This window comes from Streptomyces sp. VRA16 Mangrove soil, assembly GCF_017377775.1.
Classification (GTDB): domain Bacteria; phylum Actinomycetota; class Actinomycetes; order Streptomycetales; family Streptomycetaceae; genus Streptomyces.
On sequence record NZ_JAFVLN010000012.1, the window covers coordinates 194,179 to 220,027 of the forward strand.

Below are 25,849 nucleotides of genomic sequence, written 5' to 3' on the forward strand. Positions count from 1 at the left end.
CGCGGGAAGTTCCCGCGGGGCGCACATGTTTTCACGGAGCGTGACGCATCCGTTCCGTCGCGTCAGCTGGTGCGTGTCCGTCCGGTCGCCTTCTTGGCGGCGGGCTTCTTCGCCGCTGTCTTGGCGGCCTTGGCCGGTGCCTTGGCGGTCTTGGCCGGTGTCGCCTTCTTCGCCGTCGAGGCAGTCTTCTTCGCGGGCGACTTGGCGGCCGTCTTCGCCGTGGCCGTCTTCTTGGCCGGGGCCTTCGTCGCCGCCACCGTCTTCTTCGCCGTGGCCTTGCGGGTGCGCGCCGCAGGCACCGCCGCGTCACTGACCCGGTCGGCGCCGAGGATGTCGCGCAGGAACTTGCCGGTGTGGCTGGCCGGTTCGGCCGCGACCTCCTCCGGAGTGCCCTCCGCGACGACGATGCCGCCGCCGCTGCCGCCCTCGGGACCCATGTCGACGATCCAGTCGGCGGTCTTGATGACGTCGAGGTTGTGCTCGATGACGATGACCGAGTTGCCCTTGTCCACCAGGCCCGACAGGACGGTGATCAGCTTGCTGATGTCCTCGAAGTGCAGACCCGTGGTCGGCTCGTCGAGCACGTAGACGGTGCGGCCCGTGGAACGCTTCTGCAGCTCGCTGGCGAGCTTCACGCGCTGCGCCTCACCGCCGGACAGCGTCGGCGCGGACTGCCCGAGGCGGACATAGCCGAGACCCACGTCGTTCAGCGTCTTGAGGTGGCGGGCGATCGCCGGGACGGCCTCGAAGAAGGCGAGCGCCTCCTCGATCGGCATGTCCAGGACCTCGGCGATGGACTTGCCCTTGTAGTGGACCTCCAGGGTCTCCCGGTTGTAGCGCGCACCGTGGCAGACCTCGCACGGGACGTACACGTCCGGCAGGAAGTTCATCTCGATCTTGATGGTGCCGTCGCCCGAGCAGTTCTCGCAGCGGCCGCCCTTGACGTTGAAGGAGAAGCGGCCCGGCAGATAGCCGCGGACCTTCGCCTCGGTCGTCTCGGCGAACAACTTGCGGACGTGGTCGAAGACGCCGGTGTACGTCGCCGGGTTCGACCGCGGAGTGCGGCCGATGGGCGACTGGTCGACGTGCACGACCTTGTCGACGAGGTCGTCACCCTCCACGCGCGTGTGGCGGCCCGGAACCGAACGGGCTCCGTTCAGTTCCCTTGCCAGGTGCGTGTAGAGGATGTCGTTGACCAGCGTCGACTTGCCGGAGCCCGAGACACCCGTGACGGCCGTGAGGACGCCCAGCGGGAAGGACACGTCGATGTCCCGCAGGTTGTTCTCCTTGGCCCCGTGCACCGTGAGGCGGCGGGACGGGTCCACCGGACGCCGGATGTCCGGGAGCGGGATGGACCGCTTGCCCGACAGGTACTGGCCGGTCATCGACTCGGCGTTCTTCAGCAGCTCCTTCAACGGACCGCTGTGCACGACCTTGCCGCCGTGCTCACCGGCGCCGGGGCCGATGTCGACGACCCAGTCGGCGACCTTGATGGTGTCCTCGTCGTGCTCGACCACGATGAGCGTGTTGCCCATGTCGCGCAGGCGGACCAGTGTCTCGATGAGGCGGTGGTTGTCGCGCTGGTGGAGACCGATGGACGGCTCGTCGAGCACGTACAGAACGCCGACGAGGCCGGAGCCGATCTGGGTGGCGAGGCGGATGCGCTGGGCCTCGCCACCGGAGAGGGTGCCGGCCGCCCGGTTCAGCGACAGGTAGTCGAGGCCCACGTCGACGAGGAACCTCAGTCGCTCGTTGACCTCCTTCAGGACGCGCTCGGCGATCTTCTTGTCGCGCGCGTTGAGCGTGAGCTTGGCCAGGAAGTCGGCGCAGTCGCTGATGGACATGGCCGAGACCTCGGCGATCGACTTCTCCATGACCGTGACGGCCAGGACGATCGGCTTGAGGCGCGTGCCCTCACAGGTGGGGCAGGGCACCTCGCGCATGTAGCCCTCGAAGCGCTCACGGCTCGCGTCCGACTCCGCCTCGCTGTGACGGCGCTTGACGAAGGGCACCGCACCCTCGAACGGCGTCGTGTACACGCGCTCGCGTCCGTACCGGTTGCGGTAGCGGACCTCGATCTGGGTCTTGTGGCCGTAGATGAGCGCCTTCTTGGCGCGCTGCGGAAGCCCGGCGAACGGGATGTCCGTACGGAAGCCGAGCGCGTCGGCGAGGGCCCCGATGAGGCGGCCGAAGTAGTCCTTGGTGTGACCGTGCGACCAGGGGTGGATGGCGCCCTCGTCGAGCGACTTGTCCTCGTCGGGAACGATCAGCTCCGGGTCGACCTCCATGCGCGTACCAATGCCGGAGCAGTCCGGGCAGGCGCCGAAGGGCGAGTTGAAGGAGAAGGAGCGGGGCTCCAGCTCTTCGAAGGACAGGTCGTCGTGCGGGCAGTACAGGTGCTCGGAGTACATGCGCTCGCGCTCCGGGTCGTCCTCGGGGAGGTCGACGAAGTCGAGCACGACCATGCCGCCGGAGAGGCCGAGCGCGGTCTCCACGGAGTCGGTCAGCCGGCGCTTGGCGGAGTCCTTCACGGTGAGGCGGTCGACGACCACCTCGATGGTGTGCTTCTCCTGCTTCTTCAGGGTCGGCGGCTCGGAGAGCTGGATCGTCTGCCCGTCCACGCGCGCGCGGGAGTAGCCCTTGGTCTGCAGGTCGCTGAAGAGGTCGACGAACTCGCCCTTGCGCTCGCGCACCAGCGGCGACAGGACCTGGAAGCGGCTGCCCTCGGGCAGCTCCAGCACCTTGTCGACGATGGCCTGCGGCGACTGGCGCGCGATGGGGCGGCCGCACTCGGGACAGTGCGGCTTGCCGATGCGCGCGAAGAGCAGGCGCAGGTAGTCGTAGACCTCGGTGATGGTGCCGACCGTGGAGCGCGGGTTGCGCGACGTCGACTTCTGGTCGATCGAGACGGCCGGGGAGAGGCCCTCGATGAAGTCGACGTCCGGCTTGTCCATCTGGCCGAGGAACTGGCGGGCGTACGAGGACAGCGACTCGACGTACCGACGCTGCCCCTCGGCGAAGATCGTGTCGAACGCGAGCGAGGACTTGCCGGAGCCCGACAGACCGGTGAAGACGATGAGGGAGTCGCGCGGGAGGTCGAGCGAGACATTCCGGAGATTGTGCTCGCGCGCGCCACGGACGATGAGACGGTCGGCCACGCCGGTCCGCACCTTTCTGAAGAGAATCGACAGGGGCAGAGCCCTTGTCTCCCGAGATCTGACTCTCGAGGAGGACCCCGGGAGATCCCCGGAGAAGTCCTGAGAAGGCTGTCTTTCGAAGACTAGAGGGAGCCACTGACAACGCCGGTGGGTTTCCCTGCTTGCTAACAAACCCGGGCCTTCAACCATGCCCGACGTCGCACTCGACCATATAGCACGTGTATTCGATTTAGGCGCGAGGTCGGCCACCTTCACCCGAACGTGTGGCGCGACTATGGTCGGCGCCATGAGTGATCATGTACGCGACCTGGTGTCTGTACGCGAAGCGACCGACCGGCTGCTCGCCGCGATCGGCACCCTGGACAACGCCGCTGTGACCGAGTCGTCACGGCTTCCGGGCTGGAGCCGCGGCCATGTGCTCGCGCACCTCGCCCGCAACGCGGACGCGCTGGTGAACGTCCTCGCAGGTCACCCCATGTACGTCAGCGCCGAGGCACGCGACGCGGACATCGAGCGGGACGCCCCGCGCGGGTTGCGTGAGCAGGTCGAGGACGTGCGCGCGAGCGCGGACCGGTTCCAGCGCGTGGGGGCCAAGGACGCGGACTGGGGGCGGACGGTCGAGCTGCGCAACGGCGTCAAGGACGTCGCCTCCCAGGTGCCGTTCCGGCGCTGGATCGAGGTCGAGCTGCACCATGTGGACCTCGGGATCGGGTACGAGCTGGAGGACCTGTCGGAGGAGTTCACCCAGCGGGAGATCAACTTCCTCGCGAAGCGCTTCCGCAACCACCCGGACCTTCCGCCCCTCCTGATCAAGCAGGACGACGGACGGATGATCTCCACCGGGGCCGTGCAGCCGCACAGCCTGGAGGAGATCAAGGACGGGACGGCTCCGACCCCGCTCGGCATCGTCGTCCAGGGTCGCCAGGCGGACCTCCTGGGCTGGCTCGCGGGCCGCAGGAAGGGCGACGCCCTCACCGTCGACCGAGGCTCCCTGCCCACCCTGCCCCCGCTATAGGCTGAGCTCATGACGTACAGCGGAACGGTGAAGGTCGGCGGCCCGGCGGACGTGCACGAGCTGGAGAGCCTGATGATCTCCAAAGTCGCGGTCGGGCCGATGGACAACAATGCCTATCTGCTGCGCTGCCGCTCCACCGACCAGCAACTGCTGATCGACGCGGCGAACGAGCCGGAGACGCTGCTGCGCCTCATCGGTGACGACGGCATCGCGGCCGTCGTCACCACCCACCGGCACGGCGACCACTGGCAGGCCCTCGCCCAGGTCGTCGAGGCGACCGGCGCGCGCACGTACGCGGGGCGCGACGACGCCGAGGGCATCCCGGTGGCGACGGACGTCGCCGTGGCAGACGGGGACACGATCGAGTTCGGCCGCATCTCACTCACGGCCCGCCACCTGGTGGGGCACACGCCCGGTTCCATCGCGCTCGTCTACGACGACCCGCACGGCCACCCGCACGTCTTCACCGGCGACTGCCTCTTCCCGGGCGGCGTGGGCAACACGTGGAAGGACCCGAAGGCCTTCACGAGTCTCATCGACGACGTGGAGTCGAAGATCTTCGCGCCGCTCCCGGACGAGACCTGGGTCTACCCGGGGCACGGGAACGACACGACGCTGGGCGCCGAGCGGCCGCACCTTCAGGAGTGGCGCGAGCGGGGCTGGTGACCCGGAGGGCCGGATCGGGCGGGTGTTCACCAAACTGCAACACCCGTTCCCACTATCCGGACAGTTGACCGCCTGACCTCGACAAACGAGGCGGGGCGCTGTCACTCTCCCGCCATGCCTCTTGCCAACCGTACTGTGCGCCTTGCCGTTTGCTCGACCGTGGTTCTCGCCGCCGCGGCGGCCTGCGCCCCCGAACCCGAGAGCAAGGCCGGGAGCACGCCCTCCACGGCCTCCTCCTGCGCCCCTGGCAAGCTGTCCACGGTGGCGTCCGGGAAGCTCACCGTGGGCACCGACAAGCCCGCCTACGCCCCCTGGTTCCAGGACGACGAGCCGTCCAACGGCAAGGGCTTCGAGTCGGCCGTCGCCTACGCGGTGGCGAAGAAGCTCGGTTACGGCACGTCCCAAGTGGCCTGGCAGACCGTTCCGTTCAACAGCTCCTTCGCGCCCGGCGCCAAGAAGTTCGACTTCGACATCAACCAGGTGTCGATCAGTGACGCGCGCAAGAAGGCCGTGGCCTTCTCGTCCGGCTACTACGACGTGCGTCAGGCCGTCGTCGCGCTGAAGTCCTCCAAGGCGGCGAAGGCGACGTCCGTGGCCGACCTGAAGGACGTGAAGCTGGGCGCCCAGGTCGGCACCACCAGCCTGGACTTCATCAACGACCTCGTGAAGCCGACCCAGAAGCCCGCGGTCTACCAGAAGAACGACTTCGCCAAGTCGGCCCTGAAGAACGGCCAGGTGGACGCGATCGTCGTCGACCTGCCGACCGCGTTCTACATCACGGGCGCCGAGGTCACGGACGCCAAGGTGGTGGGCCAGTTCGACAACAAGGGCGGCACCCCTGAACAGTTCGGCCTCGTGCTCGACAAGGAGAGCGCCATCACCTCGTGCGTGAGCGGCGCCGTGGACGCCCTGCGCAAGGACGGCACGCTCGCCTCCCTGGAGAAGAAGTGGCTGTCCGAGGCCGTCGACGCACCGGTGCTGAAGTGACCGTCTCGAAGGAGGCCGCCGTCGAGGACGCGTACGTCCCGTCCGAGCGCCGGATGGCCCGCGAGCGCTTCAAGCGGTCGAGGACCCGTCGCGCGACCGCCGTCGCGGCGCTGAGCACCCTGGTGACCGGCGCCGTCCTGTTCCTCGTCGTCACCAACTCCCCCGGCTGGGAACGCACGAAGGACACGTTCTTCAGTGCGCACTACGCGCGCGTGGCACTGCCCGACGTCCTTGAAGGACTGTGGCTGAACGTGCGCCTTCTGGCGGTGTGCGGGGTGTGCGTGCTCGTCCTCGGAATGCTGCTGGCTCTTGCGCGCACGCTGCGCGGCCCCGTGTTCTTCCCGCTGCGGGCGCTGGCGACGGCGTACACAGACTTCTTCCGCGGGCTCCCGCTCATCATCTGCCTGCTGCTGGTCATCTTCGGCGTGCCCGCGCTGCGCCTCCAGGGGGTCACCACGGATCCCGTGCTCCTGGGAGGTACCGCGCTGGTGCTGACGTACTCGGCGTACGTCGCCGAGGTGTTCCGCGCCGGCATCGAGTCGGTGCACCCCTCGCAGCGCGCCGCCGCACGCTCTTTGGGGCTCAACAACCGGCAGACGCTGCGCCATGTAGTGCTGCCCCAGGCGGTGCGCCGCGTCGTGCCTCCTTTGTTGAACGACATGGTGTCGCTCCAGAAGGACACCGGACTCGTCTCCATCGGAGGTGCGGTGGACGCCGTGTACGCGGCGCAGATCATCTCCAGCAAGGACTTCAACTACACGCCCTACGTGGTCGCCGGCCTGGTGTTCGTCGCCCTCACCATCCCCATGACCCGCTTCACCGACTGGGTGACGGCCCGTATGGACCGGCGCCGGGCACAAGGAGGCCTCGTATGACCGAGCCCGTGCTGCGGATGGAGTCCGTGCGCAAGACGTTCGGCGAGAGCGTGGTGCTGCGCGACGTGGACCTGGAGGTCGCCCCGCACACCGTGACCGCGCTGATCGGCGCCTCCGGGTCGGGCAAGTCGACGCTGCTGCGCTGCGCCAATCTCCTGGAGGAGATCGACGACGGGGCGATCTGGCTGGACGGACAGGAGATCACCGACCCGCGCACCGACGCGGACGCCGTCCGGCGGCGGATCGGCGTGGTGTTCCAGGCGTACAACCTGTTCCCCCACATGACCGTCCTGGAGAACGTCACGCTGGCGCCGCGCCGGGTGCACGGTGTCGCGCGCGAGAAGGCCGAGGAGTACGCCAGGGGCCTGCTGGAGCGTCTCGGACTCGGTGCGAAGGCCCAGGAGTACCCGGACCGGCTCAGCGGCGGCCAGCAGCAGCGTGCGGCGATCGTACGGGCCCTCGCCGTCCGGCCCCGGCTGTTGCTCCTCGACGAGATCACCGCGGCGCTCGACCCGGAACTGGTGGGAGAAGTCCTGGATGTCGTGCGCGACTTGAAGGACGAGGGCATGACCATGGTGCTGGCCACGCACGAGATGAGCTTCGCGCGCGAGGTCGCCGACCAGGTGTGCTTCCTGGAGGGCGGTGTCGTGCTCGAACGCGGCGCCCCTGAGGACTTGTTCGGGGATCCGCGGCAGGAACGTACGCGACAGTTCCTGCGGCGGATCGTGGAGGCGGGGCGCCTGTAGGGGCGGTCCTACGCCTGCGCGCTGCCGGGCGCGGCCAGTGCCGCCACGCGCTCCACGCCGAACGCGTATCCCTGGACGCCGCATCCGGCGATCACTCCATTGGCGCGGTGCGACACGTAGGAGTGGTGCCGGAACTCCTCGCGCTGGTGGATGTTGGAGATGTGGACCTCGATCACCGGCATGCCGTCGCAGGTGTTGAGCGCGTCCAGGATCGCCACCGACGTGTGCGAGTAGGCGGCCGGGTTGATCACGATGCCCACATGGTTCTCACGGGCCTCGTGGATCCAGTCGACCAGCTCGCCCTCGTGGTTGGACTGCCGGAAGTCCACGGTCGTGCCATGGGCAGCGGCCGCCTTCACGCACAGCGCCTCGACGTCGGCGAGGGTGTCGTGGCCGTAGATCTCCGGCTGGCGCTTGCCGAGCAGGTTCAGGTTGGGGCCGTTGAGAACCATGATCGGGGCGCTGGCGAGGGTGTGCGGCACTGGGACCTCCGTACGTCGGGCGGTTGCTCCTTGAGGGTCTATCACGGGCTCCTGGAGCGACGAGAACCTGCCTGTCGGCCTGCCCGGTGACCGCGCCACCCGCGCCCCGCGTGGAGCACGGGACCGGGAAGCGCCCTCATGCGCCTCTCGCCGCACTCTCGTACGCCCCCGTAACCAGCGCCGATCACGGGTAGTTGCCGCGTCATGCGCACCACTCACCGTCCGTCACTGACACGTCTCGCGGCCGCCTCCCTGGTCGGTACCGCCATCGAGTTCTTCGACTTCTTCGTCTACGGCACCGCGGCCGCGCTCGTCCTCGGCCCGCTCTTCTTCCCGACGTTCTCGCCGCTCGCGGGAACTCTCGCGGCGTTCGCGACCTTCGGAGTGGGCTTCGTGGCCAGGCCCCTCGGGTCGGTCCTGTTCGGGCACATCGGGGACCGTCGCGGCCGGCGGCCCGTGCTGGTCGGCTCTCTGTTGCTGACCGGGGCGGCGACCGTGGCGGTCGGCTGCGTGCCCTCGTACGCGTCGATCGGGGTGGCCGCTCCCCTGCTGCTGCTCCTGCTGCGCTTTGTGCAGGGGCTCGGGCTCGGCGGCGAGTGGGGCGGGGCGGTGCTGCTGACCGCCGAGCACGCACCGGCCGGGCGGCGCGGCCTGTGGGCGAGCCTGCCGCAGATCGGACCCTCGCTGGGTTTCCTGCTGGCCAACGGCATCATGCTCACGCTGTCGACGACGCTCACGGACGCACAGTTCGCGGCCTGGGGGTGGCGGGTTCCGTTCTGGGCCGCCGGGGTGCTCGCGCTGATCGGCCTGTGGCTGCGGGCGTCCTTGGTGGAGAGTCCCGCGTTCCTTTCCGTCGAGGAGCCCGCGAGGCTGCCGCTCGCCGAAGTGGTGCGCGGGCACGGGAGGTTGGTGCTTCTGACCGCCGGTGCGCTCGCCGTCGGGTACGCGATCTTCTACGCGGTCACGACGTGGTCGCTCGCCTACGGGGTGGAGCGGCTGGGCGTCAGCCGCAGCGTCATGCTGACCTGCATCATGGCGGCCGTCGTCATCAAGGGGTCCCTGACGCCGGTGGCCGCGCTGCTCGGCGACCGGTACGGGCGACGGCCCCTGTGTCTGGCGGGGTGTGCGGTGGCTGTGGTGTGGATGGTGCCAATGGTGGCTCTGTTGTCCACCGGAGAACCGTTGTTGATGTTCCTGGGATTCCTGGTGGCGCTGCTCGCGTTCATCACGATGTTCGCCGTGATCGCCGCTTATCTTCCGGAACTGTACGAACCGCGGGTCCGTTGTACGGGTGCCGCCGTCGGCTACAACCTGGGCGGTGTGCTGGGCGGGGCGCTCACGCCGATCGTGGCGACGGCGCTGGCCGGTGAGGGAGCGGGGGTTCCATGGGGCGTGGGGTGGTATCTGACAGGGATCGCGGCGCTGAGCCTCGTGTGTTTCGCGCTGCTTCCGGAGACGGCGCCCGAGGTGGTGGCGCGGGAGCCGGTCACGGCGTGACGGCGAGTTCCACGTACGCGGCGAGGATCACCAGGTGCACACCGCCCTGGAGCGGTGTCGCACGTCCGGGGACGACGGTCAGGGTGCTGACGACCATGGTCAGTGCGAGCAGCACCATGTGGGTCGCGCCCAGGCCGAGGACCAGCGGCCCGGTCAGCCAGAACGAGGCGATGGCGACGGCCGGCACGGTCAGACCGATGCTGGCCATCGCGGAGCCGAGCGCGAGGTTGAGGCTGGTCTGCACACGGTCGCGGCGGGCCGCGCGCAGCGCCGCGATGGTCTCCGGCAGCAGTACGAGAAGGGCGATGATCACGCCGACCACGGCCTGCGGCATCCCCGCGGCCTCCACGCCGTGCTCGATCGTCTTGGAGACACCCTTGGCCAGACCGACGACGCCGATCAGGGCGAGACCGAGCAGGCCGAGGCTGATCAGCGCGGTGCGGGTGGTCGGCGCCTCGGCGTGGTCGTCGGCGTCGATGACCACGCCCTGCCGCGTGATCGGCAGGAAGTAGTCGCGGTGGCGCACGGTCTGCGTCGCGACGAAGAGCCCGTACAGGACGACTGCGGAGACGGCCGAGAAGATCAGCTGGGAGGTGGAGAACTCCGGTCCGAGCTTGCTGGTCGTGAAGGTCGGCAGGACCAGGCAGAGCGTCGCGAGCGTGGCCACCGTGGCGAGGGCGCCGCCGGTGCCCTCGGACTGGAAGATCGCGACGCGGTGGCGCAGTGCGGCGGCGAGCAGACTGATGCCGACGATGCCGTTGCAGGTGATCATGACGGCGGCGAAGACGGTGTCCCGGGCGAGCGTCGAGCTCTTGGCCCCGCCGTCGGCCATCAGGGTGACGATGAGCGCCACCTCGATGATCGTGACGGCGACGGCGAGCACGAGCGACCCGAAGGGTTCGCCGACGCGGTGGGCGACGACCTCTGCGTGGTGGACGGCCGAGAGCACGGATCCGGCGAGGACTACCGAGACCACGGCGACCATGACGCCGGGCAGTTCGCGCCCCCACGTGCACCCGAGCAGCACCACCGCCAGTACCGGGACGAGGACGGTCCACTGCGTGGCCAGAGCCCGGAGTCTGGTGATCATGCCTTTGATGGTGCCCGGGGCGGGGCGGGGGCGCGACCTGGGTCAGCACCGGTTCAGCGGCCTCGCCGGCGGCTCCTGCGCGCCGGCTCCGGCACGGCTCACTTCAGCTCGCGCGAGTCCTTCAGATCGCAGTTGGTGAAGGCCGGGGGCCGGGTGCACAGGGCCGAGAGCTGCTCGTTGAGCTTGGCGACCTCGGGGCGTTCGTTGCTGCGCATGGCATCGTCGTGCGACTCGAACTCGACGATCGCGAGGTAGCGTCCCGGCTTCTCCCGGTCCTGGAGCAGGATGCGGTGCGTGGGGCCGCCGGGCGTGCCTTGCATCTGCCGCTCGAACCGGTCGAGCAGTTCCCGCATCTCGTCCATGCGCTGGGACTCGAAGTCGATGATCTGGACGAACTTCTGGCTCATGGGGTCCTCCCCCGTCGCTCCGTGCCGACGCGCCCCGGGACCGGAACACGCTCAGAGCACAAGCAAGCACCGGGAGAAGTGCGCGGCAATCGAACGCGCACCACTCCCGGTGCTGGTAATTCCTACGTCGCCTGACGTCAGGCTTCGATGCTGTCCTTCTGACTCGCTTCGGCCGCTTCGCGCTCCGCCTGCTTCTTGGAAGCGATGAGGCTGGTGATCGTCGTGATGATCAGGACGCCGCAGATGACGGAGAGCGAGACCGGGATGGAGATCTCCGGTACGTGCACCCCGGACTCGTGCAGGGCGTGCAGGATCAGCTTCACGCCGATGAAGCCGAGGATCACCGACAGACCGTAGCTGAGGTGGACCAGCTTCCTGAGCAGGCCGCCGATGAGGAAGTACAGCTGGCGCAGCCCCATCAGGGCGAAGGCGTTCGCCGTGAAGACGATGTACGGGTCCTGGGTCAGGCCGAAGATCGCCGGGATCGAGTCCATTGCGAACAGCACGTCGGTCATGCCGATCGCCAGCATGACGACCAGGAGGGGCGTCATGACCTTCTTGCCGTGCTGCTGCACGAAGAGCTTGGTGCCGTGGTACCGGTCCGCGACGCCGAACTTCTTCTCGATCGACTTGAGGAGACGGTTCTCCTCGAAGTCCTCGTCCTCCTCGTCCGCCATGGCCTCCTTGATGAGCTTCCAGGCGGTGTAGATGAGGAAGGCACCGAAGAGGTAGAAGACCCACGAGAAGCTCGAGATGATCGCGGCGCCCGCCGCGATGAAGATCGCCCGCAGGACGAGGGCGATGAGCACACCGAAGAGCAGGACACGCTGCTGCAGGTGGGTGGGCACCGAGAACTTCGCCATGATCAGGATGAAGACGAAGAGGTTGTCGACACTGAGCGACTTCTCGGTGATGAAGCCGGCGAAGAATTCACCACCGGACTGGGCACTGCCCCAGATCGTCACGCCGATACCGAAGAGCACCGCGAGAACGATCCAGACCACGGTCCAGATTCCGGCTTCCTTGATCGACACTTCATGGGGCTTGCGCCCGATGAAGAAGTCGACCGCGATCAGGGCACACAGACCAAGAATGGTCAGCACCCACAGGGTCATCGATACGTCCACTGCGCCTCCGGCGTCGTACGGCTACTGATCAGCGTCGTCGCTGCCGGAGGTCTCTTCCACCCGAGCGCCCTGTGAGCGGGGCTTCGGGCCGACGCCCCGGGATCGACGGCCATCGGGCCGGGTCGTCCGTATTGACGGGTACGTCGCGCATGGGAGTACTCCCCTCCGCGTCAAGGAGAGTACTAGAAATACCCATGAAAGGTAAAGGGGTAGGTAAAGAAGTAACCAAGTGTGCAGGTCAAAGGCCTCTCTCTCGACGGGCTCTCGTCACCTCGGCGAGCACGTGGCGCAGCACCTCGCTGCCGTGCGGGATCTGGAGCGGCTCGTACGTCCAGGTGTGCCCGACCCAGGGATCGGCGAGGTGGTCGTCGGGCACCGGGGTCAGACGGAGCAGCGTGCGCCAGAGCGGGTCGAGCAGGGGGCCGTACTCGGCGGCGTCCTCCCGGTCGGCGACCAGCATCAGATGGACTCCGACCTGCGGCCCCTCGTCCGCGAGATAGCGCAGCTGCGTGACGGCCCGGTCGTCGAAGCCGTGCGGGAAGTCGTGCACGATCAGCAGTTGCTCGGCGACGTCCAGGTCGGGCGGCAGGGAGTCGGCGGCGCCCGCGCGGATCGCCATCTGGACGAGATCGACGCGCTCGGTGAGCCGGGTCAGGGTCTCGGTGACGCCCGCCGCTCCCCTGGCGGGAGGACGCACGAGCAGCCCGGCGTCGACCAGCGGGGCCAGCGCTCCCGCGGCCGTGCCCGCCGGGTCGACGACGTGCACGCTGAACTCGCCGGCGGGGTACGCGGCCAGCAGCCGGGCCGCGTGCACGGCGGCGGTGTGCGCGGAGCGGGCCCGCACCTCGTCGGCGTCGGCGAGCGTCTCGCCCGCGGTGGCACCCGAGTCGATCCACAGGCCGCGCTCCAGCGGCAGGCGCACGAGCATCGGGATGCGCAGGCCCACGCTGTCGCTCTCGGGCAGCCTCAGGTCGCCCAGGCGGACGGCCATCGGCATCTCCATCGGACTGCGGTAGGCGTGCCAGCACGGGTTGTCCCAGCCCGCGTACGGGGCCGGGAGCGCGGGCTCCACGACCTCCGCCTCGGCGACGAGCTGCGCCAGGTCCCGATCGAGCGCCTCGCGGGCACGGTCGACGAGTGCGCCGTGCTTGGCCCGCGCGGCCTCGCGGGCGGCGTCGCCCTGGCCGCCGATCCGGCTGCGCGGATCGGACAGGACCTGGTCGAGCTCCTGCTCCATGCGGGAGTCGGCGAAGTCGACGGCACTGCGATAGGCGGCCGTGGTGCGGGCCAGGTCCTCGAACATGCCCCACACCTGGTTGTAGAGCCGCTCCTCCATGGACCAGCCGGTGGCGTCGCCCGCGACGGGCGCGGCCGGGCGCCCCGGTTCGGCGGGCTGCGCGGTGGGCGGGGGCGGTGGTGCCTGGCGGCGGGGGTGCGTGTAGTCGATGGGGCCGCCGGTTCCGGTGCTCGGCGGGGCCTGCGGTGTGGGCGGCAGCTCGCCGGAGACGTGGCCCGCCGAGGCGGTCGCGCGCACCTGCGCCGTGTCGGTCGTACGTGGTGGCGGTGCCACCGCGCGGGCAAGGCCCTGTGCGACGGCGTCATGGATGGCGCCCGCCAGGGCCTGCGCCTCCGGCAGACCCTGGTCGGCGAGGAGGGCGGCGAGGCCGTCGGCATAGCCCTGGCCGATGGCGCGCACCTTCCATGTGCCCTGTCTGCGGTACAGCTCGACGGCGACGAGGGCCGACTCGGTGTCGAGACCGGTGACGGTGTAGCTCGCCTGCTCGGCGCCGTCGAGACCGGTGACCGCGACGAACGGGGCGGCGACCGCGCCGAACCGGGTCGGCCCGTCCGTGCCGACGGGCAGGGCGAGCAGCACGGTGACGCGGTGCACGTCCTGCGGCATCGCGTCCAGGTCGACGGCGAGGCGATGGTCGGCCGCCGCCTGGCGCGGTACTTCGAGACCGGGAAGCGCGGGCGCGCCCGGGTGGGCGACGCGCGCGGTGCCGTGCACGGTGCCCCGGTCGTCGGCGAGCGTGGCGCCCGCGACGACCGGATGGCCGGCCGACACCCGGATCTCCAGACGGGTCTGGGTGAGGGGGTGGTTCTGGCCCCTCACGAGTTCGGCCGCCATCGGGGACCCTCTAGAGGCCGGGCAGGATGGCGGGCATCAGGTCCTGGAACGTTCGGCCGTTGGCCGGTGTGCCCAGGGCCGTCATCTTCCAGCCCGGCCCGTCCCGGTGGACCTTGGCCATGATCTGCGCCGTGTACTGACCGCCGCCGTCGAGCGTGAAGCGGGCCAGCTCCTGGCCGTTCGTCTCGTCGACGAGGCGACAGAACGCGTTCTGCACTTCCTGGAACGTCTGGCCCGTGAACGAGTTGACCGTGAAGACGATCTGGTCGATGTGGACCGGGACCCGCGCGAGGTCGACGAGGATCGCCTCGTCGTCGCCGCCCTGGCCCGCGCCGCCCACCAGGTTGTCACCGGTGTGCCGCACCGAGCCGTCGTCGCTGACGAGGTGGCGGAAGAAGACGACGTCCACCGGCTGCTTGTCGGCGAAGAGGACCGCGGACGCGTCGAGGTCGATCTCACGGGTGCGGGTGCCGAACAGACCTCGCCGGGGTGCCGCCTGCCAGCCGAGGCCCATGCGCACGGCGGTCAGGGTGCCTCCGCCCTGCTTCTCGAGGCTGATGGCCTGCCCCTTGTCCAAGCTGATGCCCACGCGCTTGTCCCCTCTCGTGCCGTCCCCTGTTGCCGCGGCGCATGCGCGGTTGGTCAAACCCTAGAGGGCGGCACTGACACCGCCGCCACCGCGGGCGGGGTTTTGTGGCGGTCTTGCAACACAGCCACGCCACCCCGCCCGTCGCGGCAGGTCAGGCGAGCCCCGCCTCCTTCATCTGGCGCAGCTCCTTCTTCATCTCGGACACTTCGTCGCGCAGCCGTGCCGCGATCTCGAACTGGAGGTCGGCCGCCGCGGCCCGCATCCGCTCGGTCAACTCCTCGATCTGCTCGGAGAGCTCAGCCGCCGGACGGTCGGTGGGCACGGCCGGCTCCGCCTTGCCGCGCTTCTTCTTCGCCGTTTCCTTGCCGAGCGCGGGAACGGGCGCCTTGGCTCCCTTCCCGTCCTTGCCGCCCTTGCGGTAGCCGGTGCCGAGCAGCTCCTCCGTGTCGACGTCCTCGCGCGCGATGGACGCCACGATGTCGTTGATCTTCTTGCGCAGGGGCTGCGGGTCGATGCCGTTCGCCTTGTTGTACGCGACCTGCTTCTCCCGGCGGCGGTTGGTCTCCTCGATGGCCTTCTCCATCGCCGGGGTGATCTTGTCTGCGTACATGTGGACCTGGCCCGAGACGTTTCGGGCCGCACGGCCGATCGTCTGGATCAGGGACGTACCGGAACGCAGGAAGCCTTCCTTGTCCGCGTCGAGGATCGCGACCAGGGAGACTTCGGGCAGGTCGAGGCCCTCGCGCAGCAGGTTGATGCCGACCAGGACGTCGTACTCGCCGGCACGCAGCTCGCGCAGCAGCTCGACGCGGCGCAGGGTGTCGACGTCGCTGTGCAGATAGCGCACCTGGATGCCGAGCTCCAGGAAGTAGTCCGTGAGGTCCTCGGCCATCTTCTTGGTGAGCGTGGTGACCAGGACGCGCTCGTCCTTCTCGGTGCGCTTGCGGATCTCGTGCACCAGGTCGTCGATCTGCCCCTCGGTCGGCTTGACGACGACCTCGGGGTCGACGAGGCCGGTGGGGCGGATGATCTGCTCGACGTAGCCGTCCGAGCGCGCGAGCTCGTAGTTTCCGGGCGTCGCCGACAGGTAGACGGTCTGGCCGATGCGCTCCTGGAACTCCTCCCACTTCAGCGGGCGGTTGTCGAGCGCGGACGGCAGGCGGAAGCCGTGGTCCACGAGGGTGCGCTTGCGGGAGGCGTCGCCCTCGTACATGGCACCGATCTGCGGCACGGTGACGTGCGACTCGTCGATGACGAGCAGGAAGTCGTCCGGGAAGTAGTCGAGCAGCGTGTTCGGCGGGGAGCCGGGCTCGCGGCCGTCGAAGTGCATCGAGTAGTTCTCGACGCCGGAGCAGGAGCCGATCTGGCGGAGCATTTCGAGGTCGTACGTGGTGCGCATGCGCAGCCGCTGGGCCTCGAGCATCTTGCCCTGCTTCTCCAGGACGGCGAGGCGCTCCCCCAGTTCCTTCTCGATGTCGTTGGCCGCGCGCTCCAGGCGCTCTGGGCCCGCCACGTAGTGGGTCGCCGGGAAGATGTACAGCGACTGGTCGTCGCTGATGACCTCGCCGGTGAGGGGGTGGAGGGTGGAGAGCGACTCGATCTCGTCGCCGAACATCTCGATGCGGACCGCGAGCTCCTCGTAGACCGGGAAGATCTCGATGGTGTCGCCGCGCACGCGGAAGGTGCCGCGCTGGAACGCCAGGTCGTTGCGCGTGTACTGGATGTCGACGAAGCGGCGCAGCAGGTCGTCGCGGTCGATCTCGTCGCCGACCTTCAGGGGGACCATGCGGTCCACGTACTCCTGCGGCGTGCCCAGGCCGTAGATGCAGGAGACGGAGGCGACCACGACGACGTCGCGGCGGGTCAGCAGCGAGTTCGTCGCCGAGTGGCGCAGGCGCTCCACCTCCTCGTTGATCGAGGAGTCCTTCTCGATGTAGGTGTCCGACTGCGGGACATACGCCTCGGGCTGGTAGTAGTCGTAGTACGAGACGAAGTACTCGACCGCGTTGTTCGGCAGCAGCTCGCGGAACTCGTTCGCCAGCTGGGCGGCCAGCGTTTTGTTCGGCGCCATCACCAGGGTGGGGCGCTGGAGCTTCTCGATCATCCACGCCGTGGTGGCGGACTTGCCGGTGCCGGTCGCGCCGAGCAGGACGACGTCCTTCTCGCCTGCTGTGATGCGCTTCTCCAGCTCGGCGATGGCCGCGGGCTGGTCACCGCTGGGCTGGTACGGGCTGACGACCTCGAAAGGTGCCACCGTGCGTTCGATCTTGGATACGGGCCGCATGGAATCCACCGTACGACCCACCACTGACAACCGGGCCGGAACCGCTGCCGGGAGCGGCCCTCACCAGCCCTGCGGGGTGCGCGGCGCCTGCCTCTCGGGGGCGCGGCGCTGCCGCTGGCCCGGGACGCGGGCGGCCGGGGTGCCGCGCTGGTCGGCGGCCTCCTGGGCGTCACGCCAGTCGGGACGGCCCATGACCATCAGCGGGTCGAACATGACGACCACGCCGGCCAGCAGGAGGAAGCAGAGCGGGCCGATCATCATGGGCGCGAGGATTCCCGCGGCCGAGTCGCCTCCGGGGCTGCCGGTCACGGAGCCGTGCACCTGGACGCTGACGCCCGCCATCGCCATGTAGTGCATGCCGGAGACGGCGAGTCCCATGACGAGGCTCGCGCCGAGGCTCCAGAGGATGCCGCGGACCTGTACGGCCGCCCACAGGGCGACGGTCGCGGCGATCATGGCGATGGCCACGGAGGCGGCCACGGTGAGGGTGTTGTACTGGATCGTCCCGTGAAGGCGCATTCCGGCCATTCCCAGGTAGTGCATCGTCGCGACCCCGAGGCCGGTGATGGTGCCGCCTGTGAACAGGGTGAGGCCGGTCGCTCCCTTGTAGCCGACGATGAAGACGCCTATGCCGACCATGACGATGGCGACCCCGAGGCTCGCGAACGTGGTCGCCAGGTCGTAGTGGACGGGCACTCCCCTGACGGAGAAGCCCATCATCGCGATGAAGTGCATCGTCCAGATGCCCGAGCCGATCGCGGCCGAGCCGAGTCCGAGCCAGCCGGCCTTCCAGCGGCTGGCCACATGCAGCGACCTGGTGGTGCACCGCAGCCCCAGGGCACCTCCCAGGCAGGCCATGAGATACGCCACCACCGGTGTGACGAGTCCGTAACTGAAGCCGTCGACCGTGCCCTGCATCTGTCGCAGCCCTTCCGCCCTGTTGTGCCCTGAGATGTCGCGCTCGCGCCCCTCGCCGTCGGCCATCGGAGTGGCCGCGGTTGAGCCTGAGATTAAAGCTCACACCGGAACGCTCGAACGATTTTCCGGCAAAGAACCCCGACATCCGACACGGGGGTCCGTCGCAGTTGGATAACTCCGTTCAACCAGTGACCATCCTTGGTCTGTCTCCGGTCGGCCTCCGGCTGTCAGGCTCGTGCGGTCCGTGATCTCACGACGCATGAGGAGCAGACGTGTACGCACGCACAGCAGCCGCTCTGGCCTCGATGACCGGTTCCGTCGTCATCGGCGTTCTGGCCCTGCCCACCGCCGCTCAAGCCGCCACCGGGCCCACCAGACACGACGGCCCCGTGGTCGTCGCCCACCGGGGCGCCTCCGCCTACGCCCCGGAGAACACGCTCGAAGCCGTCGACAAGGCCGACGACCTCGGCTTCGACTGGGTCGAGAACGACGTACAGCGGACCAAGGACGGCGCCCTGGTCGTCCTGCACGACACCACCCTGGCCCGCACGACCGACGTCGAGCAGCGCTTCCCCGACCGCGCTCCGTGGAACGTACGGGACTTCACCGCCGCTGAGATCGCCGGCTTGGACGCGGGCAGTTGGAAGGGCGCCGAGTTCACCGGCGCGCGGATCCCGACCCTGCACCAGTACCTGGACCGGGTCGAGGACAACCACCAGAAGTTGCTGCTCGAGATCAAGTCGCCCGAGCTGTACCCGGGCATCGAGGACCAGATCCTGCGGCAGCTGGGCCGGGACGGCTGGCTCAAGAACGGGCACGTCAAGCACCGGCTCGTCATCCAGAGCTTCAGCGCGGACAGCATGCGGACCGTGCACGAGCGGCGGCCCGACATCACGACCGGGTTCCTCGGCACCCCCGCCGTGGCCGAGCTGCCCGCGTACGCGGAGTTCGTCGACCAGATCAACCCGTCCCACACGACGATCGGCGCGGACTACGTCGACGCGGTGCACGCGCTCAAGGGACCGCACGACAAGCCCCTCGAGGTCTTCACGTGGACCGTCAACGACGCCGCGGACGCGCAGCGGGCGGCCGGGCTCGGCGTGGACGGGATCATCACGAACACTCCCGACGTGGTGCGCGAGGCCCTGGACGACTGAGGTCCGTCCCGCCCTCGTCCCGCGTTGTCAGTGCCGCGCCGTACCGTGGTCGCCATGGACGCCACCGGGCAGAAAGAGCAGGGCACGACCGCCGCACCGCAGCAGGTCGTGTGGGCCGTCGTGGGCAGTGACATCGGGCCGCTGATGCTGGCCGCGACGCGGGACGGCCTGGTGTACGTGGGCTTCCATGCCACCGACGCGGTACGGGACAAGGCGCTCGACCGGCTCGCGGCCCGTCTCGGGTCCGAGCCGGTCGAGGCGCCCGACTCCCCCCTGCTCGCCGAGGCGATACGGCAGGTGGCGGAGTACTTCGCCGGGCGGCGGCACGATTTCGAGCTGCCGCTCGACTGGTCGCTGATCACCGGGTTCAACCGGGAGGTGCTGCGCGAGCTGGCCGCGGGCGTCCCGTACGGCGCGGTCGTCGGGTACGGGGATCTGGCCCGCAGGGTCGGGCAGCCGGGCGCGGCGCAGGCCGTGGGGGCGGCCATGGGGGCGAACCCGCTGCCGGTCGTCGTGCCGTGCCACCGGGTCGTGGAGAGCGACGGGGGGATCGGCGGGTTCGGCGGCGGGCTGGAGACGAAGCGGAAACTGCTCGCACTCGAAGGGGTGTTGCCCGAGCCTTTGTTCTGAGAGGGTCTCTGCGTTCCGAGGGGCTCTCTGAGCTGCGCTGTTGTTCTACGGGTGGGGGTTGTGCGTTGAGTGCGGAGGGTGGGCGGCTCGGCCGCCGCGAGGATGCGGCCCCGGACGCCGGACAGGCGGGGGCCCAGCCGGATCCGGAGGCAGGACCGGGCCTTGAGGCATTGCAGCGGCGTACGCAGCGCGTGCTCGTCGCCTCGCAGATCCTCGGTGGTCTGGGCACGGCGACGGGGATCGCACTGGCCGCCGTGCTCGCCAAGAAGGTGAGCGGGGACGAGGCGCTGTCCGGGCTGGCCTCCACCGCGAGCGTCGCCGGGACGGCGGTGCTCTCGGTGCCGCTGGCCGCGCTGATGAACGCGCGGGGGCGGCGGGCCGGTCTCGTGCTCGCCTATCTGATCGGCACGGCGGGCGCCGTGGTGACCGTCGTCGGCGCCGTGGTCGGCAGCTTCGCTCTGCTGCTCGTCGGGCTGGCCGGGTTCGGTGCCGCCTCGTCCGCGAATCTGCAGGCCCGGTACGCGGCCGCCGATCTGGCCGAGCCGGACCGGCGGGCGCGGGCGATCTCGACGGTCGTGTGGGCCACTACGATCGGCGCCGTGCTCGGGCCGAACATCGCGGCGCCCGCCGGCCGCAGCGTCACCGGGTTCGGGATACCGAAGGAGGCCGGTCCTTTCGTCTGGGCGGCCGGGGTCTTCCTCGTCGCCGCCGTCCTGGTGCACATCACCTTGCGGCCCGATCCCCTGCTGACCGCGCGGGCGATGGCCCCGGCCGAGGAGCAGCGGCCCGAGGCACGCTCCATCCGGGCGGGGTTCGCGGCGGTGTCCGCCTCACCGCGCGCCCGGCTCGCGCTGGTGACGGTCGCCGTGTCGCACACGGCGATGGTGTCGGTCATGTCGATGACACCGGTGGATCTCGAACACCACGGCGCGGGCATCCAGTTGATCGGCCTGGTGATCAGTGGGCACATCACCGGGATGTACGCGTTCTCGCCGGTGATGGGGCGGCTGGCCGACCGGTTCGGGCGGCTCACGGTGATCGGGCTCGCCGTGGGGCTGCTCGCGTGCGCGGCGCTGCTCGCCGGGACCTCCGACGGCAGTCGGGCGCAGAGCGCCGCCGGTCTCTTCCTGCTCGGCCTTGGCTGGTCGGCGGGGCTCGTCTCGGGTTCCGCGCTGCTCACCGACTCCGTGCCGCAGGCCGCGCGGGCCGCCGCGCAGGGTCTGTCCGATCTGACGACGAGCCTGGCCGCGGGTGTCGGTGGCGCGACCGCGGGTCTGGTGGTGGCGACGGCGAGTTACGCCTGGCTGAACCTGGCGGCGGCCTGTCTGCTCGTGCCGCTCGGCGCGCTCGCCCTGTTCACCCGCCGAATACCCCAGCAGCCCTGACGGGCCGGGGAGTTCAGCCCAGCGTGATGTGGTAGGCCTTGCGCAGCGTCTCGTGCACGGTCCAAGTCGTGCGGTCGCCCTCGCGCAGCACGGCGGCGCTGCCGGGTCCGACCTCCAGGGTGTCGCCGCCCTCGACCTCGACGGTGGCGCGGCCGCTGACGACGACGAACAGTTCGTTCGCCTCGGTGTCGGTGACCACACCGGGCGTGATCTGCCAGATGCCGCGCAGCTGCTTGCCGTCCGCCGACTCCCACAGCACCTTGCCGGTGACCTCGGGGGTGCCCGAGACGATCTGCGCGGGGTCGAGCGGCTCCCGTTCGAGCTCCACGTCGGGGATGCGGACGGCGAAGGACGGGGTGGCGGGGGTGGCGGTGGGGTCGGCGGGCCGATCGTTCATGGTCATAGCCGGTCACCCTAGTTGGCCTGCGCCTCTCGTCTCACTGGACGGCTCGTAGTGTGCGCGCCCCGCCGACTGGACGGCCCGTCGAGGGGAACACGACTCACAGACGCAGAAGGCGTTCTGTCGACATGGCCATATACGAGGGAGTTCGTAGCGACATGGAGATCTCTGGGATTTTCAGCGCGATAGTGATCGGTATCGTCATCGGCGTTCTGGGTCGGCTGGTGCTGCCCGGGCGGCAGCGCGTCGGGATCCTGGCGACGATTGTCGTCGGCATCGTGGCGGCCCTGCTCGGTTCGGCGATCGCGGCGGGCTTCGACGTCGCCGACACCAAGGGTGTGGACTGGATCGAGTGGCTGATCCAGATCGGTCTGGCCGCGCTGGGGGTGGGGCTGCTCGACCGCGGCCGGATGCGTCGCTGAGCCACAGGGCGTGACAGCCGTTCTCTCTTCAACGGCCTTGCTCCGCAAGGCTCCTCAACGCGCCGTTTCGGTAGCAGACTCCACCGTGCGCACAGCCGGAACATCCGCCGTAGACGAGCAACGGAGCCGAAGGGACGGCGATCACGCATGAGCGGAAACAGGGCAGTCGCATATCTCAAGCCGGGTGCGGTGGAGGTCAGGACCATCGACCACCCGACGCTCGAGCTGAAGGACGGCCCGGGGGTGGCGTCCGCGAACGTCGGCCGGACATGCCGGCACGGCGTGATCCTCAAGGTGCTCGCCACCAATATCTGCGGGAGCGACCAGCACATGGTGCGCGGCCGCACCACGGCGCCGGAGGGGCTCGTGCTGGGCCACGAGATCACCGGCGAGATCGTCGAGAAGGGCCCCGACGTCGAGTTCCTGGACGTCGGGGACATCGTCTCGGTGCCGTTCAACATCGCGTGCGGACGCTGCCGCAACTGCAAGGAGCGCAAGACCGGCATCTGTCTGAACGTCAACCCGGCCCGCCCCGGTGCGGCTTATGGGTATGTCGACATGGGCGGCTGGGTCGGCGGGCAGGCCGAGTACGTCATGGTCCCGTACGCGGACTTCAACGTGCTGCGCTTCCCGGACGCCGATCAGGCGCGCGAGAAGCTCCTCGATCTGACGATGCTGTCGGACATCTTCCCGACCGGCTTCCACGGGGCGGTCACGGCAGGGACGAAGGTCGGCTCGACCGTGTACGTGGCGGGGGCCGGGCCCGTCGGCCTCGCGGCGGCCGCCTCGGCTCATCTGCTGGGCGCCGCCGTGGTGATCGTCGGCGACCTCAATCCCGAACGCCTCGCGCAGGCACGGAGTTTCGGCTGCGAGACGGTCGATCTCACGCGCGGCACGGTCGAGGAGCAGGTCGCCGAGATCCTGGGGGTGCCGGAGGTCGACGCAGCCGTGGACGCGGTCGGCTTCGAGGCCCGCGCGCACGGCCCGAACGCACCCGAGGCACCGGCGACGGTCCTGAACTCGCTGATGGGGCTCACGACGGCCGGTGGCGCGCTCGGTATCCCCGGTCTGTACGTCACCGACGACCCGGGCGGCGTCGACCAGGACGCACGCACGGGGACGCTGAAGGTGCGGCTCGGTCTCGGCTGGGCGAAGAGCCACCGGTTCACGACCGGGCAGTGCCCCGTCATGACGTACCACCGGGGCCTGATGATGGCGATCCTGCACGAGCGCGTGCACATCGCGAAGGCCGTGAACGCGACGGTGATCGGCCTGGAGGACGCGCCGCGCGGCTACGCGGAGTTCGATCAGGGGGCGAGCCGCAAGTACGTCCTTGATCCGCACGGTGCGTTGCGCGGAGTGCGGCCCGTCTAGAAACGGGTGACAGCTGGAAACAGGTGACAGTCGGGGGAATGGGGCTCCACGCACGCGTGGAGCCCCATTCCCGTCCCGCCGCGGGGTGGGGTGTTTGAGAGTGACGCGCGTCCGCCAGGGATGACAGAGACGGTCGGCGCAGACCGCCGACGCAGTCATCGTGTTCCAACTGGCGGGAGGCGAGCACATGTTGGTCGTGTCGGACGAGGTTCGGGACGCGGTCGCGGCGGGGCGCCCTGTGGTGGCGCTGGAGTCGACCATCATCGCGCACGGGCTGCCGCGGCCCCGGAACCTGCGGGTGGCGCTGGAACTGGAGCAGACCGTCCGGGACGAGGGCGCGGTGCCCGCGACGATCGCCGTTCTCGACGGGCGGCCTCATGTCGGCCTGCACAAGGCGCAGTTGGAACGGGTCGCGCATGAGGACGGCATACGCAAGCTGAGTCAGCGTGATCTTCCGCTCGCCGTCGCGACGGGGGCGAGCGGGGCGACGACCGTCTCCGCGACGGCGCTGCTCGCGGCGCGGGCGGGGGTACGCGTCTTCGCGACGGGTGGGCTCGGCGGGGTGCACAGGGAATGGACTCAGACCCAGGACGAGTCGGCCGATCTGAGGTTGCTCGCGCGGACCCGGATCACCGTGGTGTGCGCCGGGGTCAAGTCGATCCTCGACGTCCCGGCCACGTTGCAGCGGCTTGAGACGCTGGGGGTGGCGGTGGCGGGTTACGGGACCGAGCGCTTCCCGGGCTTCTATCTCGCCGACTCCGGGGAGCCGGTGGACTGGACGCTGCGCACTCCGGAGGAGGTGGCGCGTGTGATGCGGGCCCAGGACGGTCTTGAGGGCGGCGATTCGGCGCTGATCGTCGCCAATCCCGTACCGGAGGAGGAGCAGTTGGACCCTGCGCTCCACGCGCGCGTGCTGGAGAGCGGGCTGCGGGCGTGCGCGGAGGAGGGCGTCAGCGGGCAGGCCGTGACGCCGTTCCTGCTGGACTATCTGGTGCGGCACACCGACGGGGCCTCCCTGGAAGCGAATCTGGCCGCCGTGCGGGGGAACGTACGGCTCGCCGGGCGGATCGCGGCGGCCTGGGCCGCGGTGTGACGCGGGCGGGTGGGGCGCTGCTCGTCGTCGGCGATGTCGTCACGGATGTCGTCGCACGGCATCGCGGGCAGCTCGCCCGGGGAACGGACACGGCGGCCTCGATCCGGACGGTGCCTGGTGGCGCGGGCGCCAACGTGGCCTGTTGGGCCGCTCATTGGGGCTGTGCGGACGTGGCGCTGCTCGGGCGGGTCGGGGCGGACTCGGCGCACTGGCACGAGGAGGCGTTGGTGCGGGCCGGGGTGCGGCCGCGCCTGGTGGTGGACGCCGAGGCGCCGACCGGGGCCGTGGTCTGTCTCGTGGACGAGGCGGACGGCGGTGAGCGGACGTTCCTGACGGACAGCGGGGCATGTCTGCGGGCCGGGCCCGAGGACTGGTCGGCCGCGTATCTGGACGGCGTGGGGTGGCTGCACCTGTCGGGGTATCTGTTCTTCTCCGCCACGGGTCGCGCGCTGGTGGGGGCCGCCGTGCGCGATGCACGCGCGCGTGCTGTGCCGGTGAGTGTGGATCCGGCGTCGGCCGGGTTTCTGCGGGAGTTGGGGGTCGGGCGGTTTCTGGCGCTGGCGGAGGGGGTGGACGTGCTGGTGCCGAGCCGGGACGAGGCGGTGCTGCTCGCCGGGGTGGAGAGGGCGGAGGACGCCGGGGCGAAGCTGAGCGGGCAGTTTCCCGTGGTGGTGGTGAAGGCCGGGGCTGTGGGGGCCTGTGTGGCTCGGGGTGGGGTGGTGCGGGAGCGGGTGTCCGGGGTGGAGGGGGTGGTGGTGCGGGATTCGACGGGGGCCGGGGATGCGTTCACCGGGGCGATGGTCGCTGCGCGGCTTCGGGGGGAGTCGTGGCGGGGGGCTGTGGTGCAGGGGTGTCGGGCGGGGGCGGCGGCGGTCGGACGGATCGGGGGGCGGCCACCGGAGTGAGGGTTGGGGCGGTTGGTCTGTGGGGCGGTCGTCGGTGGGGTGGCTGGTCTGTGGAGCGGTCGACAGTGGGGTGGCTGGTCTGTGGAGCGGTCGACAGTGAGGCGGTTGGCCTGTGGAGCGGTCGACAGTGGGGCGGCTGCTCTGTGGAGCGGTCGACAGTGAGGGGGCTGCTCTGTGGAGCGGTCGACAGTGGGGCGGCTGGTCTGTGGAGCGGTCGACAGTGAGGGGGCTGCTCTGTGGAGCGGTCGACGGTGGGGTGGTCGTCGGTGGGGGGCAGGGAGGAGTGTGCCCCCGGACCCGCCCCTTCCCGAAACCGGGGCTGCGCCCCTGGACCCCGGCTTGCGGTGCCCGGGGGCGCGGGGGGGGGGCGGAGGGGGTAGTTGCGGTGGAGTGGCGGGTGCGGAGGTGCGGGGGGTGCGGCGGTTGCTCGCGCAGTTCACCGCGCAGTTTCCCGTGCCCCTGTCGGGGCTTCGCCGCCCGGCGCCCTTCAGCAGCCTGCCTCCCGTTCAGG

The 25,849-nt window shown here is 69.9% G+C and carries 23 protein-coding genes; 13 read left to right on the forward strand and 10 right to left on the reverse strand.

Annotated features, from left to right (window positions below; translation table 11 throughout):
- Positions 1-62 precede the first annotated feature (62 nt).
- Positions 63-3,158, reverse strand: coding sequence for an excinuclease ABC subunit UvrA (gene uvrA, locus J3486_RS29350; RefSeq protein WP_207825656.1), 3,096 nt, complete (start codon positions 3,156-3,158; stop codon positions 63-65).
- A 286-nt stretch (positions 3,159-3,444) separates the two neighbouring features.
- Between uvrA and J3486_RS29355 the strand changes: the two genes are divergently transcribed.
- The 5 genes from J3486_RS29355 (at position 3,445) to J3486_RS29375 (ending at position 7,447) form a co-directional block, all read left to right on the forward strand.
- Entirely contained in the window at positions 3,445-4,173 is a 729-nt protein-coding gene (locus tag J3486_RS29355; protein ID WP_207825658.1) for a maleylpyruvate isomerase family mycothiol-dependent enzyme, read from the forward strand.
- A 9-nt stretch (positions 4,174-4,182) separates the two neighbouring features.
- Complete coding sequence (locus J3486_RS29360) at positions 4,183-4,839, forward strand: MBL fold metallo-hydrolase (RefSeq protein ID WP_207825660.1); 657 nt, start codon at positions 4,183-4,185, stop codon at positions 4,837-4,839.
- 114 nt (positions 4,840-4,953) lie between these two features.
- On the forward strand, positions 4,954-5,826 hold the full coding sequence (locus J3486_RS29365) for an ABC transporter substrate-binding protein (RefSeq protein WP_207825662.1): 873 nt from the start codon (positions 4,954-4,956) through the stop codon (positions 5,824-5,826).
- Between the two features lie 53 nt (positions 5,827-5,879).
- Positions 5,880-6,701, forward strand: coding sequence for an amino acid ABC transporter permease (locus J3486_RS29370; RefSeq protein WP_229378824.1), 822 nt, complete (start codon positions 5,880-5,882; stop codon positions 6,699-6,701).
- Positions 6,698-7,447, forward strand: coding sequence for an amino acid ABC transporter ATP-binding protein (locus J3486_RS29375; protein ID WP_207825667.1), 750 nt, complete (start codon positions 6,698-6,700; stop codon positions 7,445-7,447). The genes J3486_RS29370 and J3486_RS29375 overlap by 4 nt, the downstream gene beginning before the upstream one ends.
- 8 nt (positions 7,448-7,455) lie before the next feature.
- Here J3486_RS29375 and aroQ read toward each other — a convergent pair whose 3' ends face one another.
- Positions 7,456-7,929: a type II 3-dehydroquinate dehydratase gene (gene aroQ, locus J3486_RS29380; protein WP_207825669.1), complete on the reverse strand. Its 474-nt coding sequence runs from the start codon at positions 7,927-7,929 to the stop codon at positions 7,456-7,458.
- Between the two features lie 204 nt (positions 7,930-8,133).
- Here aroQ and J3486_RS29385 point away from each other — a divergent pair, with 204 nt between their 5' ends.
- On the forward strand, positions 8,134-9,426 hold the full coding sequence (locus J3486_RS29385; RefSeq protein WP_207825671.1) for an MFS transporter: 1,293 nt from the start codon (positions 8,134-8,136) through the stop codon (positions 9,424-9,426).
- Here the strand turns inward: J3486_RS29385 and J3486_RS29390 are convergent.
- The 7 genes from J3486_RS29390 to J3486_RS29420 form a co-directional block, all read right to left on the reverse strand.
- Positions 9,416-10,516: a calcium:proton antiporter gene (locus tag J3486_RS29390; RefSeq protein ID WP_207825673.1), complete on the reverse strand. Its 1,101-nt coding sequence runs from the start codon at positions 10,514-10,516 to the stop codon at positions 9,416-9,418. The two genes, J3486_RS29385 and J3486_RS29390, sit on opposite strands and share 11 nt — an antisense overlap.
- A 98-nt stretch (positions 10,517-10,614) precedes the next feature.
- A complete protein-coding gene (locus J3486_RS29395) occupies positions 10,615-10,923 on the reverse strand; it encodes a hypothetical protein (RefSeq protein ID WP_207825675.1) in 309 nt (102 codons plus the stop codon).
- A gap of 137 nt (positions 10,924-11,060) precedes the next feature.
- Positions 11,061-12,050, reverse strand: a complete 990-nt coding sequence (locus J3486_RS29400) for a TerC family protein (RefSeq protein ID WP_207825678.1) — start codon at positions 12,048-12,050, stop codon at positions 11,061-11,063.
- 238 nt (positions 12,051-12,288) lie between these two features.
- Positions 12,289-14,181 carry a TerD family protein gene (locus J3486_RS29405; protein ID WP_207825680.1) on the reverse strand — a complete coding sequence of 631 codons (1,893 nt, stop codon included), beginning with the start codon at positions 14,179-14,181 and terminating at the stop codon, positions 12,289-12,291.
- A 10-nt stretch (positions 14,182-14,191) separates the two neighbouring features.
- On the reverse strand, positions 14,192-14,758 hold the full coding sequence (locus tag J3486_RS29410) for a TerD family protein (RefSeq protein WP_229378827.1): 567 nt from the start codon (positions 14,756-14,758) through the stop codon (positions 14,192-14,194).
- Between the two features lie 163 nt (positions 14,759-14,921).
- On the reverse strand, positions 14,922-17,054 hold the full coding sequence (gene uvrB, locus J3486_RS29415; RefSeq protein ID WP_207825684.1) for an excinuclease ABC subunit UvrB: 2,133 nt from the start codon (positions 17,052-17,054) through the stop codon (positions 14,922-14,924).
- A 60-nt stretch (positions 17,055-17,114) separates the two neighbouring features.
- A complete protein-coding gene (locus J3486_RS29420) occupies positions 17,115-17,972 on the reverse strand; it encodes an MHYT domain-containing protein (RefSeq protein ID WP_207825686.1) in 858 nt (285 codons plus the stop codon).
- Positions 17,973-18,244: 272 nt separating this feature from the next.
- Here J3486_RS29420 and J3486_RS29425 point away from each other — a divergent pair, with 272 nt between their 5' ends.
- The 3 genes from J3486_RS29425 to J3486_RS29435 all read left to right on the forward strand — a co-directional run bounded on the left by J3486_RS29425 (position 18,245) and on the right by J3486_RS29435 (position 21,144).
- On the forward strand, positions 18,245-19,129 hold the full coding sequence (locus tag J3486_RS29425) for a glycerophosphodiester phosphodiesterase family protein (RefSeq protein WP_207825690.1): 885 nt from the start codon (positions 18,245-18,247) through the stop codon (positions 19,127-19,129).
- Positions 19,130-19,183: 54 nt separating this feature from the next.
- Positions 19,184-19,759 (forward strand): methylated-DNA--[protein]-cysteine S-methyltransferase, encoded by a 576-nt coding sequence (locus J3486_RS29430; RefSeq protein ID WP_207825692.1) that lies wholly within the window; start codon positions 19,184-19,186, stop codon positions 19,757-19,759.
- 170 nt (positions 19,760-19,929) lie between these two features.
- Positions 19,930-21,144 (forward strand): MFS transporter, encoded by a 1,215-nt coding sequence (locus tag J3486_RS29435; protein ID WP_229378829.1) that lies wholly within the window; start codon positions 19,930-19,932, stop codon positions 21,142-21,144.
- 13 nt (positions 21,145-21,157) lie between these two features.
- On the opposite strand, the gene J3486_RS29440 is transcribed toward J3486_RS29435, so the two are convergent.
- Positions 21,158-21,547, reverse strand: coding sequence for a cupin domain-containing protein (locus tag J3486_RS29440; protein WP_207825697.1), 390 nt, complete (start codon positions 21,545-21,547; stop codon positions 21,158-21,160).
- Positions 21,548-21,702: 155 nt separating this feature from the next.
- On the opposite strand from J3486_RS29440, the gene J3486_RS29445 reads away from it, so the two are divergent.
- From J3486_RS29445 to J3486_RS29460, 4 genes are all read left to right on the forward strand, one after another.
- Positions 21,703-21,966, forward strand: a complete 264-nt coding sequence (locus tag J3486_RS29445; protein WP_207825699.1) for a GlsB/YeaQ/YmgE family stress response membrane protein — start codon at positions 21,703-21,705, stop codon at positions 21,964-21,966.
- Positions 21,967-22,113: 147 nt separating this feature from the next.
- On the forward strand, positions 22,114-23,340 hold the full coding sequence (fdhA, locus tag J3486_RS29450; RefSeq protein WP_207825702.1) for a formaldehyde dehydrogenase, glutathione-independent: 1,227 nt from the start codon (positions 22,114-22,116) through the stop codon (positions 23,338-23,340).
- A gap of 187 nt (positions 23,341-23,527) precedes the next feature.
- Positions 23,528-24,433, forward strand: a complete 906-nt coding sequence (locus J3486_RS29455; protein WP_207825704.1) for a pseudouridine-5'-phosphate glycosidase — start codon at positions 23,528-23,530, stop codon at positions 24,431-24,433.
- Complete coding sequence (locus J3486_RS29460) at positions 24,430-25,338, forward strand: PfkB family carbohydrate kinase (RefSeq protein ID WP_207825706.1); 909 nt, start codon at positions 24,430-24,432, stop codon at positions 25,336-25,338. The genes J3486_RS29455 and J3486_RS29460 overlap by 4 nt, the downstream gene beginning before the upstream one ends.
- Positions 25,339-25,849 lie beyond the last annotated feature (511 nt).

Coding starts and splice junctions, on each gene's coding strand:
- J3486_RS29370 (WP_229378824.1), top strand. CDS start 5,880: ATGGCCCGCGAGCGCTTCAAGCGGTCGAGGACCCGTCGCGCGACCGCC.
- J3486_RS29390 (WP_207825673.1), bottom strand. CDS start 10,516: ATGATCACCAGACTCCGGGCTCTGGCCACGCAGTGGACCGTCCTCGTC.
- J3486_RS29360 (WP_207825660.1), top strand. CDS start 4,183: ATGACGTACAGCGGAACGGTGAAGGTCGGCGGCCCGGCGGACGTGCAC.
- J3486_RS29385 (WP_207825671.1), top strand. CDS start 8,134: ATGCGCACCACTCACCGTCCGTCACTGACACGTCTCGCGGCCGCCTCC.
- J3486_RS29430 (WP_207825692.1), top strand. CDS start 19,184: ATGGACGCCACCGGGCAGAAAGAGCAGGGCACGACCGCCGCACCGCAG.
- J3486_RS29365 (WP_207825662.1), top strand. CDS start 4,954: ATGCCTCTTGCCAACCGTACTGTGCGCCTTGCCGTTTGCTCGACCGTG.
- J3486_RS29455 (WP_207825704.1), top strand. CDS start 23,528: ATGTTGGTCGTGTCGGACGAGGTTCGGGACGCGGTCGCGGCGGGGCGC.
- J3486_RS29355 (WP_207825658.1), top strand. CDS start 3,445: ATGAGTGATCATGTACGCGACCTGGTGTCTGTACGCGAAGCGACCGAC.
- J3486_RS29445 (WP_207825699.1), top strand. CDS start 21,703: ATGGAGATCTCTGGGATTTTCAGCGCGATAGTGATCGGTATCGTCATC.
- J3486_RS29375 (WP_207825667.1), top strand. CDS start 6,698: ATGACCGAGCCCGTGCTGCGGATGGAGTCCGTGCGCAAGACGTTCGGC.
- J3486_RS29440 (WP_207825697.1), bottom strand. CDS start 21,547: ATGACCATGAACGATCGGCCCGCCGACCCCACCGCCACCCCCGCCACC.
- uvrB (WP_207825684.1), bottom strand. CDS start 17,054: ATGCGGCCCGTATCCAAGATCGAACGCACGGTGGCACCTTTCGAGGTC.
- J3486_RS29405 (WP_207825680.1), bottom strand. CDS start 14,181: ATGGCGGCCGAACTCGTGAGGGGCCAGAACCACCCCCTCACCCAGACC.
- J3486_RS29395 (WP_207825675.1), bottom strand. CDS start 10,923: ATGAGCCAGAAGTTCGTCCAGATCATCGACTTCGAGTCCCAGCGCATG.
- fdhA (WP_207825702.1), top strand. CDS start 22,114: ATGAGCGGAAACAGGGCAGTCGCATATCTCAAGCCGGGTGCGGTGGAG.
- J3486_RS29420 (WP_207825686.1), bottom strand. CDS start 17,972: ATGCAGGGCACGGTCGACGGCTTCAGTTACGGACTCGTCACACCGGTG.